The sequence below is a fragment of the Nonomuraea sp. NPDC050733 genome, assembly GCF_040654215.1.
Classification (GTDB): domain Bacteria; phylum Actinomycetota; class Actinomycetes; order Streptosporangiales; family Streptosporangiaceae; genus Nonomuraea.
Genome location: NZ_JBFAHO010000007.1, coordinates 211,455 through 227,725, shown reverse-complemented (window position 1 = coordinate 227,725; position 16,271 = coordinate 211,455). Strand labels below are relative to the sequence as shown.

At 70.8% G+C, this 16,271-nt stretch carries 10 protein-coding genes; 3 read left to right on the top strand and 7 right to left on the bottom strand.

The features are described from left to right. The first annotated feature begins 295 nt into the window (after nt 1-295). The 3 genes from AB0H64_RS16130 (at nt 296) to AB0H64_RS16120 (ending at nt 5,664) form a co-directional block, all read left to right on the top strand. Nucleotides 296-1,396: a serine hydrolase domain-containing protein gene (locus tag AB0H64_RS16130; protein ID WP_357624497.1), complete on the top strand. Its 1,101-nt coding sequence runs from the start codon at nt 296-298 to the stop codon at nt 1,394-1,396. Between the two features lie 401 nt (nt 1,397-1,797). Beyond that, nucleotides 1,798-2,931, top strand: coding sequence for a glycerophosphodiester phosphodiesterase family protein (locus tag AB0H64_RS16125; protein WP_357624495.1), 1,134 nt, complete (start codon nt 1,798-1,800; stop codon nt 2,929-2,931). Nucleotides 2,932-3,267: 336 nt separating this feature from the next. After that, nucleotides 3,268-5,664, top strand: a complete 2,397-nt coding sequence (locus tag AB0H64_RS16120; RefSeq protein WP_357624492.1) for a DUF4132 domain-containing protein — start codon at nt 3,268-3,270, stop codon at nt 5,662-5,664. A gap of 18 nt (nt 5,665-5,682) precedes the next feature. Here the strand turns inward: AB0H64_RS16120 and AB0H64_RS16115 are convergent, their stop codons facing one another. The 7 genes from AB0H64_RS16115 to AB0H64_RS16085 form a co-directional block, all read right to left on the bottom strand. After that, complete coding sequence (locus tag AB0H64_RS16115; RefSeq protein ID WP_357624489.1) at nt 5,683-6,882, bottom strand: hypothetical protein; 1,200 nt, start codon at nt 6,880-6,882, stop codon at nt 5,683-5,685. Next, entirely contained in the window at nt 6,879-9,806 is a 2,928-nt protein-coding gene (locus AB0H64_RS16110) for an ATP-binding protein (protein ID WP_357624486.1), read from the bottom strand. Before AB0H64_RS16110 ends, AB0H64_RS16115 begins: the two co-directional genes overlap by 4 nt. Nucleotides 9,807-9,822: 16 nt before the next feature. Continuing rightward, on the bottom strand, nt 9,823-10,905 hold the full coding sequence (locus tag AB0H64_RS16105; RefSeq protein ID WP_357624484.1) for a hypothetical protein: 1,083 nt from the start codon (nt 10,903-10,905) through the stop codon (nt 9,823-9,825). A 115-nt stretch (nt 10,906-11,020) separates the two neighbouring features. Then, a complete protein-coding gene (locus AB0H64_RS16100; protein ID WP_357624482.1) occupies nt 11,021-11,533 on the bottom strand; it encodes a hypothetical protein in 513 nt (170 codons plus the stop codon). Nucleotides 11,534-11,588: 55 nt separating this feature from the next. Then, nucleotides 11,589-14,309 (bottom strand): PQQ-binding-like beta-propeller repeat protein, encoded by a 2,721-nt coding sequence (locus AB0H64_RS16095; RefSeq protein ID WP_357624479.1) that lies wholly within the window; start codon nt 14,307-14,309, stop codon nt 11,589-11,591. Further along, complete coding sequence (locus AB0H64_RS16090) at nt 14,267-15,118, bottom strand: hypothetical protein (protein ID WP_357624476.1); 852 nt, start codon at nt 15,116-15,118, stop codon at nt 14,267-14,269. Before AB0H64_RS16090 ends, AB0H64_RS16095 begins: the two co-directional genes overlap by 43 nt. 129 nt (nt 15,119-15,247) lie before the next feature. Next, on the bottom strand, nt 15,248-16,270 hold the full coding sequence (locus AB0H64_RS16085; protein WP_357624473.1) for a LacI family DNA-binding transcriptional regulator: 1,023 nt from the start codon (nt 16,268-16,270) through the stop codon (nt 15,248-15,250). Nucleotide 16,271: the final 1 nt, after the last annotated feature.

The window sequence follows — 16,271 nt, the reverse complement described above, 5'->3', positions numbered from 1 at the left end:
GGGGGAAATTTCAGCCAATGACGAAATGGAGGTTTCGGACATCGAGGGATCTCACTGCTTGTGGGCGCCTCGACAGGGTGCTGAACCTCTCAAACCGGACAGATGATCTCCATCTGCCCCAGCGTCTGAGGTGTCCGTCACGCTGCGTGAGAATCTTGATCATCCATAGATGCCCGTAATCAGGGTTTCGGTCTTCGGGCCGATAAGACGTCTGTCCGTATTGACTAATTGAGTCGAGTCCAATTATGCATATCGGTCAGACAGTCGATGATCTTGCTGGCGGCGCCCTCGCGGGGTGTTGACAGCCGCCGGGCCGGAGGTGGAGATCGTGGTGCTGCGGCACGAGGTGCTCTTCGACCGTGCCGGCCTTCCCCTCGGAGAGCTCGAACATCACTATCAGGTCATGCGGATCACAGCCATTCTCGCCCTGCTCTGCGCGGCCGCGTGCAGCTCTCCGGTCCCGCGAACGCCGTCCGTACGGCCCTCCCCGGCGCCGGGCGTGCAGGCTGAGGCCACGCGGCTCGTCGAGGCCGGATCGTCGGGCGCGGTGGTGCACGTCAGGAAAGGCGACCAGACGTGGCAAGCGGCGGCAGGGCAGGCGGACACCGGGGTGCCGATGCGCACGGATCATCGGTTCAGGATCGCGAGCATCACCAAGACGTTCACCGCGACGCTCGTTCTGCAGCAGGTCGAGGAGGGGCGGCTGGCGCTCACCGACCGGGTGGACAAACTGCTGCCCGGTGTCATCAAGACGAAGGCGACCGTGGCCGACCTGCTCAGGCACACCAGCGGCATCTCCGACTACCTGCGCGACGACCGTTTCGCCAAGGACTGGGGCAACGGCGCCCACCTCCGGCACTGGCCGCCCCGAGAACTGCTGAAATATGCCGACAAAGAGGCGCAGGGCTATTCCAACACCAACTTCATCCTGCTCGGCATGATTCTGGAGAAGGTGTCCCGCAAGCCGTACAGGGAGCTGCTGAGCGAGCGCATCACGGGCCCGCAGGGCTTGACGGCGACCGAGCTGCCCACCGACGACCTGCCCAAGGACATCGCGCACGGATACCGCGCGGACGGAGTGGACAACACCGAGCTGGACTCGTCGATGTTCTGGACCGCGGGCGGGCTGATCTCGACCGCGGCCGACGTGTCGAGCTTCTACCACTGGGTGTTCACCCAGGAGGTGGGCAGGCGACTGCAGGCCGGCGGCTTCGGAATCTTCGCCGAGACGCTCCGCTGCGGGCGGCGCGTGTTCAGCCATTCCGGGTGGATCTTCGGCTACAGCGGGATGGCGATGAGCAGTGCGGACGGCGAGACGCAGGTGGTCGTCCAGCTGGCTTCCGGCCAACCGGCCGACGCCATCGCCGCAGCCGAACGGCTCATGTGCACCGCATAGCACAGCAGACCGGTCACGCGGTGGTCGATGAACGATGACGCATGCCGGTGGCCGGCCCGAGCGCGATGGGCGCGGCAACCAGGGAGATCATCAGCTGTCAGCCGTACCGTCGTCAGGCATTCATCCGTCGGACGGAAGGAGCCTCTACATTGCCCACGCGCGAAGACCCACACGCGTGCACCTACTCAGAAAGTCTCCCCATGCAACTTCCAGGGTTCATCGTCAATCGGCTGCGATCGGCGCTCGTCCTCTTAGCAGCACTGACCGCCGTGGCAGCGATGCTCGTCGCCACCCGGATCGCTCCAGCGGACGCCTCTACGGCACCTTCGCCGGTACCTGGGGGGACAGCGGCCACCGGCACCGGCCCGGGTGCCGTCCGCCACACGAACCGCGGCGGGCCGGTGGTCTGGTCACACCGAGGCGCCTCGAAGAACGCGCCGGAGGAGACCACCGCGGCGTACAAGCGGGCCCTGGCCGATGGCGCCGACGTCCTGGAAGGCGACCTGGCGCAGACCAAGGACGGCGTGCTCGTGGTCATCCACGACAACACTCTCGCGCGGACGACGAACGTCGAGGAGCTCTTCCCCGACCGCGCCCCGTGGAACGTCATCGACTTCACCCTGGCCGAGATCAAGCAGCTCGACGCCGGCTCGTGGTGGGACCCGGCCTTCGCCGGGCAGCGGATCCTCACCCTGCGCGAGTGGTTCCAGCTCACCAACGGCCGGGCGGGCCTCGCGCCCGAGCTCAAGTCGCCGACCCTCTACCCCGGCATGGTGGAGAACCTGGTCAAGGAGCTTCGCGCCTGGGGCTACACCCACGATTTCAAGGCCAGGAACGGCGCTCCGCAGATCTGGGTCCAGTCCTTCGACGAGGCCGCATTGCGTCAGTTCCACGCGCTGCTGCCCAAGGTGCCCACGCTGCTGCTCCGCAGCGGCTACCCGTTCATGACGGCGACCGATGAGGTGCTCACCGAGCTCGCCACCTGGGTCACCGCGATCGCCGGCAACCCGGTGCAGACCACCGCTTCCCAGGTCGCCCGGGTCCAGTCCTTCGGGCTTGAAGTCGTCAGCGAGGTCGAGGACGGTCCGTCGATCCTGAGCATGATCGAGCGCCAGGGCTACGACTACCTGTTCACCAACCTGCCGAACGTCGCCAAGGCCGTGCTCGCCGGCAGGAAGCCGCTGCGCACGAACGGTGACGTCGTCATCGACAGCGTGGTGTACAACCCGGACGGCGACGACGTCGCGCCCAACGGAGGCGAGTACGTCGCACTCCGCAACACCACCGACAAGCCGATCGATCTCAACGGCTACACCCTGCGTGAGTTCGGCAACGCCCTCCTGCGGGTGGGCGACGGCGCCGTCATCGAGCCGGGCAGCCTCTACAAGGTCTACGTCGGCCCCGGCACGGACCGGCCGAACGCCCACTTCAACGGGCTGACCGCGGGGGTGCTCGCCAACACGGTCACCGACCACGTCTACCTGTACGACGCGGACCGGGTCATGGAGGACCTGTACTCCTACATCGCCTCCTGACCGAGCATCCGTTGCCTCCGCCGCCAGCCAGCCGTGGCCGCCGGGATCACGGCGGGGGCAACGCCGCGACGGCTCGTTGCGGGAGACGTTCGCGGATGCGCTGTTCGTGTTTCCGGGCCCCGGCTGGCGCCCCGCCCTCGGATTGTCGGTGCTCGTTGATAGCTATGGCCTGTCCCGTTGACCGACCGACGACGATGGAGCCCCCCATGGCCACGGCCACCTCCAGAGACGAGAGCGCCACCGGCAGGTGCTCAGTCGAGAGCGCCCTTCCCGCTCGGCCCGACGCGAGCCTGGCGCGCGAGCTCGTCCGCCTCGTGCCGCGGGCCGGAGACTGACATGGGCGTCCTCGACAACTTTCCCAGGTCCCAGGGCTACCTGCTCGACTACCGCATCGAAGGGCTGCCGCGTGAGCTGTTCGCCCTGTACGACGCGGGCGGGCGGCCCGGCGCCGACGACGCCGGGCGCAGGGCGTTCGGCATGTGGGCGCAACTGCGGCTCAGCCTGGGCGACGAGGGCGGCCACGAGTACCCCGAGGAGGTGCTCCGGCTGGTGCGTGAGGTGGCCGACGGCGACATCCCCTGGACGTTCGAGGACACGCGCGCCCTGTGGGAGATCGCCGACGCGCTGTCGAGTTGCGGTCACACCGGGCACGCCGAGCTGTACCGGATTCCGCTGGCCGCCATCGCGGCGCTCGGATACTCCGAGCGCCGTCAGATCCTTGGTGACGCGCCGCCGTGGCACCCGGCCCACCGCAGCCCGGGCCGGGCCGCGTTACGCAAGGACCTGGAGCGCGTCCTGACCGAGCCCCCGGAGCACGGGCCGGCCGGGGTCGTGCGCAGCATGGTCTGGGACGGCGACCCCATCGCCCGCGCCATGGCAGGGAAGTACGCCGCCCGGCTGGCTCACCCCGCCGTGCTGCCTCTGCTGAAACACTGGCGCAAGGCCAAGGCCAACAGGCCCAGCGAACCCTGGCTCGCCAAGGTCCGCACGCTGCTCACCGACGACGGCGTGGCGGTGCTTCGCGAGATCCTCTCCCGCGTGGCCACCCATCGCGAGAGCCGCGAGCCCGGCGGCAGGGTCTTCCTCGCCCGCCACACCGTCCTCCCGCTGCGCGGCATGCTGTGGACCTGCGAGGTGATCGACGCGCCCTGGGTGTCCACGCTGCTCGGCGACGTCGCCGTCAACTGCGGCATCGGGCGCAACGGCACCGGCGGCGCCGCCGTCTGCCGCAACGAGAGACTGGCCAACGCCGCACTGAACGTGCTGGCCAAGCGGGGCGGCCTCGACACCGTGGGCGTGCTCGCGCGCGTGCGAGCCAGGGTGCGCAGACCGGCCCTGCTGGCGAAGGCGTCCGATGCCCTCGACGCGGTGGCCGTACAAGAGGGGCTGAGCCACGAACAACTCGTCGACCGGACCGTCCCCGCCTTCGGGCTCGGCCCCGACGGCGTCCGGGAGGAGCGGGCCGGCGACTGCGTCGTCCGGCTCGACGTCGACGGGCCGGTGCTGCGGTTCGTCAACGCGTCGGGACGCGTCGTCAAGTCGGCGCCCCAGCCCATCCGCAAGGATCCAGTGCTCGCCGATCTCAAGGCCACGCTGAAAGACCTCAAACGCACGCAGGCCGCCGAGCGGCAGCGGCTGGAGCAGATGCTCATCGTCGAACGGGAGCTGCCCTGGCAGGAGGCCGAGCAGTACTTCTTCGACCATCCGGTCACCGGCCCCTACACCCGCGCCCTCATCTGGCGGCTCCCCGACGGGTTCGCCGGGCTGCCGGTCAGGAGCGGCGGCGGCTGGGCGCTGGCCGGCGCGAGCGGCGAATCCGTGCGTCCCGGCGCCGATACGCCCGTCCGGTTGTGGCACCCCATCCAGGAGAGCGCCGAGGGCGTGCGCGGCTGGCGCGATCACCTGCTGGAGCGGGGGATCAGGCAGCCGTTCAAGCAGACGTTCCGCGAGGTCTACCTGCTCACCCCGGCGGAGGAGCGCACCCGCACCCACTCCGACCGTTTCAAGGGTCACCTCGTGCGCTACGGGCAGGCCAAGGCGCTGCTGGAGCAGCGCGGTTGGAGCGGGCTGTCGATCGGTCACTGGGACTACGAGTGCGACGGTGACGTAGGGGCGGCCGTCAAGACGCTCGCCGGCTGGCAGGCGAGCTGGGGCATGCGGGTCGCCTCCGACCCCCACCGCGACGACTGGGGCACGGCCTCCTGCGCCGCCACCGACGCGATCCGGTTCCGCCGCGTGGATCTTCCCGGCGACGCGCCGCTCACCGAAGTGCCGCCGCTGGTGCTGTCGGAACTGCTGCGCGACGCCGACCTCGCCGTGGGGGTCGGGTCCCTGGGGCTCGACCAGCAGGCGGCGACCGGGCACGACGGCTACCGGCAGTCGTACGGGTTCGGCGAGCTGAGTGAGACCGCTCGCACGCGGCGTGACGCGCTGGCCCGCCTGCTGCCCCGGCTGAAGATCGCCGACCGGGTGGAGCTGACCGACCGGTTCCTGCGCGTGCGGGGGCAACTGCGCACCTACCGGATTCATCTGGGGTCGGGCAACATCCTGATGGAGCCGAACGACGCCTACCTGTGCATCGTCCCCGGCCGCGACCGCTCCGCCGCATCGGTGTTCCTGCCGTTCGAGGAGGACGGCGGGATGTTGTCGGTCATCCTGTCGAAGGCGTTCCTGCTGGCGGACGACACCAGGATCAGCGATCCCAGCATCACCCGCCAGCTCGTCGCCGGCTAGTGCCGTGACCGGAAACGATCACCGGGCTGGGTGAGGATCGCCGAGGTCGAGAGTGCCGTATCCGGCCTGACGGGCGTGCCTCTGCAGGTCGTCGACGGTGACGTGGGTGTCCGGTTCGAGCTGGCGGCAGACGCGTTCGAGGAATGCTGTCACGTCCGGCAGGGTGCGGCGGGTCGCCGTGGCGTAGGCCAAGGCCCGGTCGAGGACGGCCCTGGCCCGCGTAGGGGCGTCGTCGCACCACAGCTGGAGGACGTGGCTGCGCGGAGCCACGTACGAGCCGAGCATCATCAGGGAGAAGGTGCCCTTCTCCCGCGTCCCGCCCGCGCGGCCGGAGTAGCGCGCGGGCGGCAGGACCAGTCGGAAGCTGTGGTGGTCGACCCAGGCGAGTGCCTGAGGGGCGATCCCTCGTTCGCGCATCCACTCGGCGAAATGGTCGCGCGGCTGCTCGGAGTCGGCGCTCTCCATCACGTGCGTGGCCGTCGGCCAGGAGTTGAGGATCTCCTCCAGGTGATGGTCCCGCAGCTCGGCGACGCCGGAGTAGACGAGCGTCGTGAGCCGTCGGCCGTCGTGCGCCCTGACGGCGTAGCAGGGCAGGAACGCCCGGTCCACCTCCAGCACCTCGAGGTTGAGCAGCTCGTCCGGCAGGTCGTACTCGCCCCGGTCGGGACGCCGGGCCAGCTCCCCGACGGCGCCCGGACGGAAACCGCACGCCTCGGGGAGGAGGCGGAAGGCCCGCTGGGCGTATGCGGCGTCCCGGTCCAGGACGCGGACGCCGCGGGCGTAGTGGGCGGTACGCAGTGGCCCGCATCGCACGCCGTCGAAGTACAGGCGCAGCCGCTCCTGCTTCTCGGTGTAGCGGCGGTCGTCGCGGACCGACCGCAGGCCGCGCTCGGTGAGGGAGAGGGCGTCGGCGCTGCCCCGCAGGTGGCCGATGCCGCCCAGGAAGCGCAGCACCCGGTCGACCATGTGCTCGGAGACGCCCAGGAACACGGCGATGTCCTGGAGACGGGTGAACCCGCCCTCGGCGATGGCGAGGCCGACGTACCGATCGAGGAGGTCGAACGGGCCGCGTTCCTCGATGATCGCCGAAAGCTCCGCAGCGTGCACGGGGAAGGCGAGCGCGTGGATCCGTACAGGCCGGATGCCGGGCAGGTCGGCGGCGTGCTCCAGGGCCCGGGTCTGGGCGTACAGGATCGTGTCGGCCGACGTACTGCTCATGGGCTCTCCCCGAGGCGTCGCATGATCTCCCGGTAGCCGCGCAGGTCCCCGGCGGTTCGCACATGGTCGTACAGAGCTTGCGCCAGGTCGCGGAAGCCGGGGTCGGTGGCGTTGAGGAGCGTGGTGAGGTCACCGACGAGGATCAGCCGCTGCTTGGCCCGGGAGAAGGCCACGTTGGAGCGGCGTACCTCGCGGAGGAAGCCGATGTTGCGGTACGGGTTGCTGACCGTGAACCCGAAGAGGATGGTGTCGTGCTGGCCGCCCTGGAACGAGTCGACGGTGGCCACCCGGCGGGCGACGGCGCTCTCGTCGCCGATGCGCCGGGCGAGCAGGGAGGTGACCAGTCCGATCTGAGCCGCGTAAGGGAGAATGACCGCCCAGTCATCGGACTGCGCGTGGTAATGGGCTGCCAGGAGCGCCAGCAGCCCCGCCTCGCACACGTTGAGCCGGCTGTCCTTGGGCCAGGGCTCGTCCGCGCGGGGTCTGCGGTCGCGCCGCTCGCGCTCCGGGAGCTCGGAGGTGTCGACGAACGCCACGGGAGCGGCGAACAGGTCGTCGTGGTGGACCCGTCTCACGTCGGTCTCCAGGAGACCGCCGTAGAAGTGGCGGGAGATGAAGCGGGCCAGGCTCTCGGGCATCCGGCGCTGGAAGCGCAGCAGCTCCTTGTTCTCCTGGGGCGTCGCGGGGAACAGCAGCTCGAAGGCGCTGTCGGTGATGAGCCGCGCCAGCCCGGAATCGCCGGGGTGCTCCGCCGCGGCCCAGGCGACCAGCCGCTGATCCGGCAGCGGCGGAAGCTGGACGTGGTCGCCGACGAGGACCGCCCTGCGTGCCCGGACCAGCGGGACGAGCAGGTCGGCCGTGCTGATCTGGCCCGCCTCGTCGACGATGGCCACGTCGAAGTCGACGTCGTCGAGATGCTCGCTCGTCGCGGTGCCGATGCAGGTCGCGCCGATCACGTCGGCGTATCTGACGAGCTCGCCGTACAACTGCTCGGTCCGCCCTTCGAGGTGTGCTCGCCAGGACGTCAGGAGATCGAGCCGTCTACGCATCAGCCCGAGTGCCGAGCCCGCGGCGGGCAGGAACGCGGCCAGCCTCGCCGGGTCGGCACTGATCTCGGGCGTCTCGCCGTCGAGCAGCCCGCACAGGGACGTGGCGACCTTCGCGGCCCGCTCGGCGCCGGCTCGTTGCCCGGCCAGGTCCCGTTCGTGAGCCCGGCGGGCGGCCACGAGGTCGGGATGCGTGGAGCGGACCTGGTCGAGCTCGGCCGCCAGCCGTGCCTGGTCCTGCGCGAGCACGGCCAGCGTCCGGCGGATGCCCTCGGACTCGGCGGCCGTCGCGGACCGCTCCTCTCGGAGGCGGGTGAGCCGCCGCCGGAAGAACCGGCCGACCAGCGGGAGGTCGGCGGCCCGCCGGGCCCTGCCGAGCGCGCGGTCGAGCCGGTCGAGGGCATGGACGTGCCAGGCGAGCAGCTCCTCGTGGCGGCGCCCCTCGTCGTCCAGGGCAGCCGACCGCCGTCGGAGGTCGGCGGTCACGAGATCTGCCCGCTCGGCCAGCGCGGCGGCGCTCCGCCGGACGTCCGCACCGGCCTCCTCCAGACACCGCAGGTCCTCGGCGAGCTGCCGGTACAGGGCGTCCGCGGGACCATCCGAAGCCGCCGCGGCGTAGCGGGCGAGGACGGGCTCCGTCCGCTCGGCGATGCGCCGCTGGAGCTCGACCGCTCGCGCCTCCAGCATCAGGTGCTCGCAGCCCGGCGTGACGCCGTCCTCCCGGCCGATGCGCAGGACCAGCAGGTCCTCCGGCAGGCCCTGGAGCACGTTGTCGACCGCTCGGTTGGTGTAGGAGGAGATGAGGACCTTGCGCTGCTCCTCGGCGCAGCCCAGGACGACCTGGCGGATGGTGTGCGTCTTGCCGGTGCCGGGCGGTCCCTGGATGAGTGCGAGGTCGGGAACGGCCAGCGCCTTGTGGAAGGCGCTGAGCTGGCTGGCGTCCAGAGGCTCGCGGGGACGGCGCCCGAGGACGGGGGCGAAGGGCTGGAAGCGACGGTCGACCAGCGCGGTCAGCAGCAGCGGATTGCGGGCGCGGCCCTCTCGCAGGATCTCGATGGCCGTGCGCTTCTTGTCGTAGGCGATCAGGTTGGGCGATTCGGCGAAGGCGCCGCTCTCGGGGATCCGGCCGAAGTCCACGGGCCGTTCGAACCGTACCGTCGCCACGCCCTCGTCGATGCGCTGGATCCGGCCGCGCAGGTCGGGCTCGCCGTCGATGTGTACGCGGGTGCCGTCGGTCAGCCGGTTGGCGTCGATGAGCTGGAAGGCGTGCACCGAGCGTGCGGAGCGGCGGGTTGCGGCCACCGGGGTCACGCGGTGGTACGGGACGAGCCGGCTGGCGTCGCCGGCCGAGGCCTCGATCCGCCGTCCCTGGTCCACCAGTGTGGCGAGCCGGTCGAGATACGCGGTGTGGGAGGCTCGTACCATGGGCTCTTGATCGGGCGGCGCGGTGACGCCGGTGGCCCAGGCGGTCTGAATGGCCCGCCAGCCGGAGGAGTGACGCAGCTGGGCGAAGTGGTCGTAGACCCGCCATTGTCCGGCCCGCAACAGCAGGCCGCCCCGCACGATCTGGTCGTGGTCGCTGAAGTGCATCGGATGGATCCCGCTGACCAGGTAGCCCTGCGAGTTCTGGGTGGGGATCAGTATGAGAGCGTACCGGCCGTCGACATAGATCTTGAGGAAGTCGTCCCGGCCCTCCCGGCCGCGTTCCAGGCGAGCGGGGACCAGGTTGTGCGGCCCGGCCGCCCACAGGTCGTGGCAGATCCCGTCCAGCCCTGGTAGCAGCGGATGGCGCTCGCGCTGCCCGACCAGCTTGCCGGGAAAGTTCTTGGACCAGATCAGACCGACCTCGGCACCGAGGTCGACGACCCTTCTCTCCACGAGCTGCTCCTTCGCCTCAGACGCGCAGCCCCGCGCCGAGCTCCGCGATGTCGCCGCGCTCGGCCGGATCGGGTGAGAGCGCGCGGTCAAGAGCGCGGGCGAAACGCTCCGGGACGGCGGGGTTCAGGACCGTGGCCGATACGAGTGGTACCGGTGGGCGCCCGGTCACCGTCAGGTGGATCAGCTCGGCCAGCCGGCGGACGTCCTCGGCGGGCTCGGAGGGATGCAGGAACGCATGGCCGGCGTCGCGCAGAAAGAGCGCTCCGTTCCGGTCAGTCATGATCGAACCAGGGTCGAGGGCGCCATGGGCGAGGCCTCTGGCATGCAGGGAGGCCAGCCCTTCGCAGAGCCGTGCGGCTCCGGCGGCCAGGACCCGCACGGTCTCGGGCTCGCGGCCCCGGCTGCCGTAGAAGTGGGCCAGGGTGGTGAACGAAGGAACAGCGGTGACCAGCATCGCCGTCTCCGCGGTCATGGACGCCGCGACGGGCGGCGGCAGGCCGGGGAGTGCTTCGGTGAGCAGACCGGCCTCGGCGGCCAGGGCGACGCGGCGTTCCAGGGCCTCGGAACCGGGCCATCCGGTGGCGATCCTGCGGATCCAGACGTGACGTCCGTCCGGCGCCAAGGCGAACGCCCGGGACACGATCGCTGTGCCGTCCGCGGACCGCGCCTCCTCGGGATCGCTCGTGACCCGGTAGGTGACGTCCCCGATCTCCACGATCTCGCCGAGGCCCGTCGGCTCTTCGTCGATTGGCTTGTCGGGCTCCGGTCGGGCCCGTTCGACGACCACCCACCCCTCATGCTCGGCCTTGATGGCGCGCAGCTGCTCATCCGGCCACAGACCCGGCTCTTTGTCGATGGTTCGATGGCAGCTCGGGCACAGCAACATGAGGTTGCCGAGGCCGTCGACCTCCGCCGGCCTGGCCGCCTCCCGGCGAGGCCCGTCCGGGGAGTGCGGCGCGATGTGACCCATCTCGCCGATGTGGTGGGTGCCGCCCTCGATATCCAGGGGTCTGCGGCATATGGTGCATCGTCTGTCGGTCGCGTCGAAGAGCGCGCGCCGGATCTCGTTGGGGATGTGCTTGCGCTGAGCTTGCGCCACCCGAGGATGGTAGCGACTGCCGCTCCCGGACGACGGCTGTCCCGCGGAAGTCCGACGCCTCGCCGCACCGGTTGCCTCCATGGGCGAGCCGTCATGATCTGAGGCATGCGATCGTCTACGGTTCCTGATCAGTCTTCGCGTCAGGCCACCCCGGTGCGGCAGCGATGATCTTGCGTGCCTGTTCTCGAAGCTCGTCGTCAGTCGGCGGAGTCCCACGCAGGGCCTCCCAGTCGTCGATGAGAAGGGTCAGCTCCCAGATCTCCTTGGGGGTGGTCCAGCTGTCCCCGAGCTCAAGGATGAGGAAGTCGGCGCCCTTGCCCATGGGCAGCGTGCCCTCCGCCATCCCCCGCGCCACGTCCTGAGCGACCGCCCACGGCTCGCGCCGGAGATCGATGGGCGGGAAGCCGCTCTCCGCCAGCACCTGGCGGACCAGCGGCTCGACTTCCTTCATGGCTCCGATGGACAACGCGTGACCGGCAAGCTCCCAGACCGCCGGCGTGTCCAGACCTGCTTCGACGAGCTCACAGGCCAGCCAGCCGGCATCCGTCACGCTGCCCGGGAGCCGACCCCAGAGGAGATCACCTCTGAGGCCGGCCAGACGTTCTCTGAGCTCGGCCGGGAGATCCACCGGACCAGTATCCCGCGATCGATCATTCGAGAGCCACAGTGGCCGAGTCACAGCATTACGGGCCTGCCGTGGGTCGTGCGTAGATGTTTCCGTTGGAGCTGCCGATGTACACGAAGCCGTCTGTCACGACAGGCTCCGTCTGGACGGTGCCACCGGTCCGGAACCTCGATCGCACCGTGCCGGTGGCGGGGTCGAGGGCGTACAGCGTTCCCTCGCGGTCGGAGATGTAGACGGTTCCGTCCGCGGCCACGGGGCCGGTGTCGTGGCCGCCGGGCAGCGGGAGGCGCCGGCGCATCTTGCCCGTGGCGGTGTCGAGCGCGTACAGCGCACGGTCGCGGCCGACGGTGTAGAGGAGTCCGTCCGCCACCGCGGCGCTCCATCTGAACATGGGCTGGTCGCCCTTGGCCGGGAAATCCCACCGGGGCGCGCCGGTCGCGGCGTCCAGCGCGTGCGTGGTGCCCTCGTCGTCGCCCACGTACACGGTCCCGCCGGCCACCACCGGACGGAACGAGATGGCGCCGGTGACCCGTGACCTCCATCGGACCTCGCCCGAGACGGCGTTCAAGGCGGTCACGTCGCCGTTGCTGCTCGTGGCGTAGACGGTCGTGCCGGCCCGTAGCAGGAGGATGCGGTCGTCGTCCGCGCCGAGCCGGTAGCGCCGTTCCTCGGTTCCGGTGGCGGGGTCGAGGGCGTACATCACGCCGTGGTCACTGCCGGTGAGGACGACGTCGCCGGCCAGTACGGGCTCGGGGGTCAGCACGTCGCCCGCCGGCTCGAAGCTCCACAGCCGCTTACCGGAGGCGGCGTCGAGCGCGACGAGCTCGGCCTTCGAGGACCAGACGGGGTGCCTGCTCCAGAGGTAGAGGCGGCCCGCCGCGACCACGAGGCGACCCGACACGGTGATCTTGCGGCTCCATCTCGGGCGGCCGGTGCCCGTGTCCAGCGCGACCAGCCTGCCGGTGCCGCCGGCCGCGTACACGGTGCCGTGCGCCACCACGTGACCGTCCTGTACGGAGCCGCCCGTCCGGTAGCGCCACCGCACCGCGCCGGTGGCGGCGTCCAGCGCGGACACCGTGCCGTCGCCGCTGGTGGCGTAGACGACGCCGCCGGTCACCACCGGCTCGGTACGCACGGCCGCGTCGGTCGGGAAACTCCATCCGCGTTCGCGCACGGGGGCAGGGGCGCGAACGCCCGGCTTGTACCGGGCGAGCAGATGGTCGCGCAGCAGCGGGGAGAGGAGCCGCACCGCCTGCCGTGAGGACGAGGTCAGCCGGACGATGACGGGGCCCACGTTGATGATCGTCGCGCCGTAGAAGCCGTTCGTCTCGGCCACGGTGTACGAGAGGAAGCCCGGGGCCTCGGTGGTGGGATCGATGTCGCCGGTCTCTTCGACGGCGGCGGCCTCGGCGGTGTACAGCTTCAGCGCGTCCGCGTCCGACGACGACACCCATTCCACGGACAGCGAGACGACGGCGCCGTCGTCGGCCGGCGGTATCCAGTCGCATCGCGCCGCGCCGTCCGCTGCCGGGGCCGGGCGGTAGCCATCCGCGACGGCCGCCAGGTCGCGGCCGGTCAGCAGGCCGCAGGCGTCCGGCCAGGCGGTCCGCGGGCGGGCGGTCCCGTAGATCAGCTCGTACGCGGTGAGCCGCCCGTCCCCGGGCACCTCGCTGAACACGAAGGCCATGTCCCGGCTGCCCCCGGCAAGGGAGACCAGGTGGGCGGGCAGGTCGATCGGCAGCCCGCCGAGCCGGCCGGTGACGGGGTCCATGGAGATCAGGTGGGCGGGCAGCGGCCAGGTGGAGTCCTGCAGGGTACGGCCCTGGTCGTTCGCCACGGTGGAGGAGCCGGCGTACAGGGGCGGGTTCCAGCGGTCCGGAGCCGTGACCTTGACGGCTTGCGAGCCGGTGGACAGCAGGTGGCCGTCGGGCCCGTAGAAGAAGTCCTCCTCGCCTGCCCTGGCGCGCACGTACCCTTCGGCGTTGGCCGTGAGGCCGATCGGCGGGCCTACGCCCTTCGCTGAGGACGACGACGGCAGCGGGCGCGTCCATTCCTGCCGCAGGGTGCGTGGATCCATCGAGGCCAGCCGCAGCTCGTTCCCCTGGCAGTGGCTGAGCAGCCGCACCGATCGGGCCGTCGCGGCGCCGGTCAGCCGGCAGCTTCGCGGGTGGGTCACCCTGGCCGTGGTCATTCCGGTCCGCGCATCGAGGGCCTGGATGTCGAGGGGTTCGTCCGCCTGCTCGAACACCACGACGCCGTGCTCGGTCGCCATGATCCGCGGGCCGTGGTACGAGCCGGTGTCACCCAGATGGGGCTGACCGGGGGCGGTGATGACCGTGCGCCGCCACAGCGGCGCGCCCGTGGCCAGGTCGTGGCCGTACAGGGTCTGCTCGGCGCCGTCCGGTGCTCCTCTGGCGACGAGGAGTGTGTCGCCCGCGATCCAGACGCCGGTGATGGGCGCGGGCCGGGCCGGGTCGGCGGGGACGGTGCGCCGGAGCGCGCCCGTGCGCGGGTCGTGGATTCTCACGGTGCTCTGCCGCGTCGCCACGGCGACCGCACGGGCGGACACGGCGTGGCCCGGGGCCTTCAGGAACGTGATGCCGTTCTCGGCGTCCGCGGGCACCGACCACGACGCGCGCCACTCGACGGGTACGCGGACGTTGTGAGGACTCGCGGCCGAGCAGGTCGCCAGGATGACCACGAGCACGATCACGGCTGACCGGTGCCCGCGCGCGGTCAGCACCTCCCGGCCTTGGCGAGCTTCCGTTCGATCGCGCACGCGTCGCTCCTGGAGATCGGCTGCCAGCCGCGGAGCGGAGAGGTCGTGTAGTAGGCGTGGTAGGTGCTGGAGGTACCGGTCACCCGGAACGGGGTCCGGTCCGGCCCCTGGATCGTCAACTGCTCGGTCCGGTCCCCCGCGAGCACGGTGACCAGGAGGTCGAAGGCGTAGTAGGCGGCCGTGCCCGTGACCGTCATGGATAGCGTGACTCGTTCGTCCCGTTTGAGGTCAATCTGCTTCTTCCTGAAGTACGAGGTGTCCGGGTCTTCGGGAGTGGTGAAGCGAGGTGCGGGTTCGTCGAGGTCGGCGGAGAGCTCGATGGTGGCGGCCTCTCCGGCGGGGGTGTGGATGAACAGCGCGCCGTCCGAGACGGGCTTGCGGTCGAGGACACGCGGCTGGATGTCGACGATGCGCAGGTTGCTGCGGTTGCCGACGAGGACGACGGTGAGGTCGGCGGTCTCGAGCGGGGCCCGGTCGTGGCGCGCCATGACCGTGTCGCGTCGCGAGCCGGACGCGCTGCCCAGCAGGACCGCCCGGTCCGCGGGGTCGGTCACCGCTTGTCTCAGGGTGGTGTCCTGCGCGGCGTAGTCGACGGCCACGTGGCCGACCTTGATCGGGGGCTCGCCGCTGATGCTCTCGACGGTGTCGGGGCCGCGCGCGTTGAACCAGGCGGCGAACACGACCCCGACGGCCGCGACGATCACGGCGCTGACGATTCCCGCCAGCCACGTCCGCATGGCCTTCCATCCGCCGGCCTCCTCGGTACGGGGGGCGGATGCGGCACGCCTCTTCTGGCGCGCTCCGGCCATGGGACGCCCCTTTCGTCGGCGGTGCAACGGCAGCTGATGTATAGCCGACGGGACGGCCGCGTGGCCGCCGGGTTGACGATTTCAGTCTGGGAGTCCCTGAATTCCAGCGGGCGGACCAGGCGCTTCGGCTCAGGCGGTCGTAGGTGGGGGAGGCGCGGTGCTTTCGCGTACGACGAGTTCGGTGGCCAGCTCGACACGGCTCTGGGGCGGCGGCTCGCCCTGGGCCAGCGTCAGCAGCATCGAGGCGGCCGCGGCGGCCATCTCGGTGAAGGGCTGGCGGATGGTGGTCAGCGGGGGGATGGCCCATCGCACCGACGGCATGTCGTCGAAGCCGATCACGCTGAGATCGTCCGGAATGCGCAGGCCGAGCTGATGGGCCGCGTGGTAGACGCCGATGGCCTGGCCGTCGTTCGTGGCGAAGATCGCGGTTGGCCGGTGGGGCAGGCGCAGCATGCGGTGGGCTTCGGCCAGACCGCCCTCGATGAAGAAGTTTCCCCGGCCGATCAGCTCCGGGTCGACGGGCACCCCGGCCATGTCGAGAGCGGTGCGGTAGCCGTCGAGACGGGCCCGGCTGGACAGCGCGGAGTCGGGCCCGGTGATGATGGCGATGCGGCGGTGCCCGAGCTCCAGGAGGTGGCGGGTGGCCGTGAGGCCGCCGTTCCAGTTGCCGGCGCCGACCGACGGGATGTTTCTCGCGGAGGCGTCGGCCGGGTCCAGCAGGACCAGGGGGATCTCGCGACAGGCGAGCTGTTCGTGCTGGGCCTCGGTCAGGCCCGAGAACACCGCGATCACGCCGCTCGGGCGGCGCCGCAGCACATCCTCCAGCCAGGCGTCCCCGGCGGTGTGGTCACGGCGCAGGTCCGATATCCCCACCATGAGGCCGTGCTCACGGGCGACCTCCGCCACTCCTTTGATGATCTCGACGGGATAGTCGCCCTCCAGCGCGTGGAAGACCAGCTCCATCAGGGCCGTCGGCGTGGAGCGGCGGCGTTGGCGCCGGTAGCCGTGCCGGCGGATGAGCTCCTCGACGGCGGCGCGGGTTTCGGACGACACTTCGGAACGGCCGTTCACGACCTTGGAGACCGTCGCGGTGGAGACACCGGCCAGCTCGGCGAGCTGGGCGATGGTCAGAGGGGACGACTCCGCGGTCATG

Excerpts from the sequence above, each read along its gene's own strand:
- AB0H64_RS16120 (WP_357624492.1), top strand. The coding sequence starts at position 3,268 with ATGGGCGTCCTCGACAACTTTCCCAGGTCCCAGGGCTACCTGCTCGAC.
- AB0H64_RS16115 (WP_357624489.1), bottom strand. The coding sequence starts at position 6,882 with ATGAGCAGTACGTCGGCCGACACGATCCTGTACGCCCAGACCCGGGCC.
- AB0H64_RS16090 (WP_357624476.1), bottom strand. The coding sequence starts at position 15,118 with ATGGCCGGAGCGCGCCAGAAGAGGCGTGCCGCATCCGCCCCCCGTACC.
- AB0H64_RS16085 (WP_357624473.1), bottom strand. The coding sequence starts at position 16,270 with ATGACCGCGGAGTCGTCCCCTCTGACCATCGCCCAGCTCGCCGAGCTG.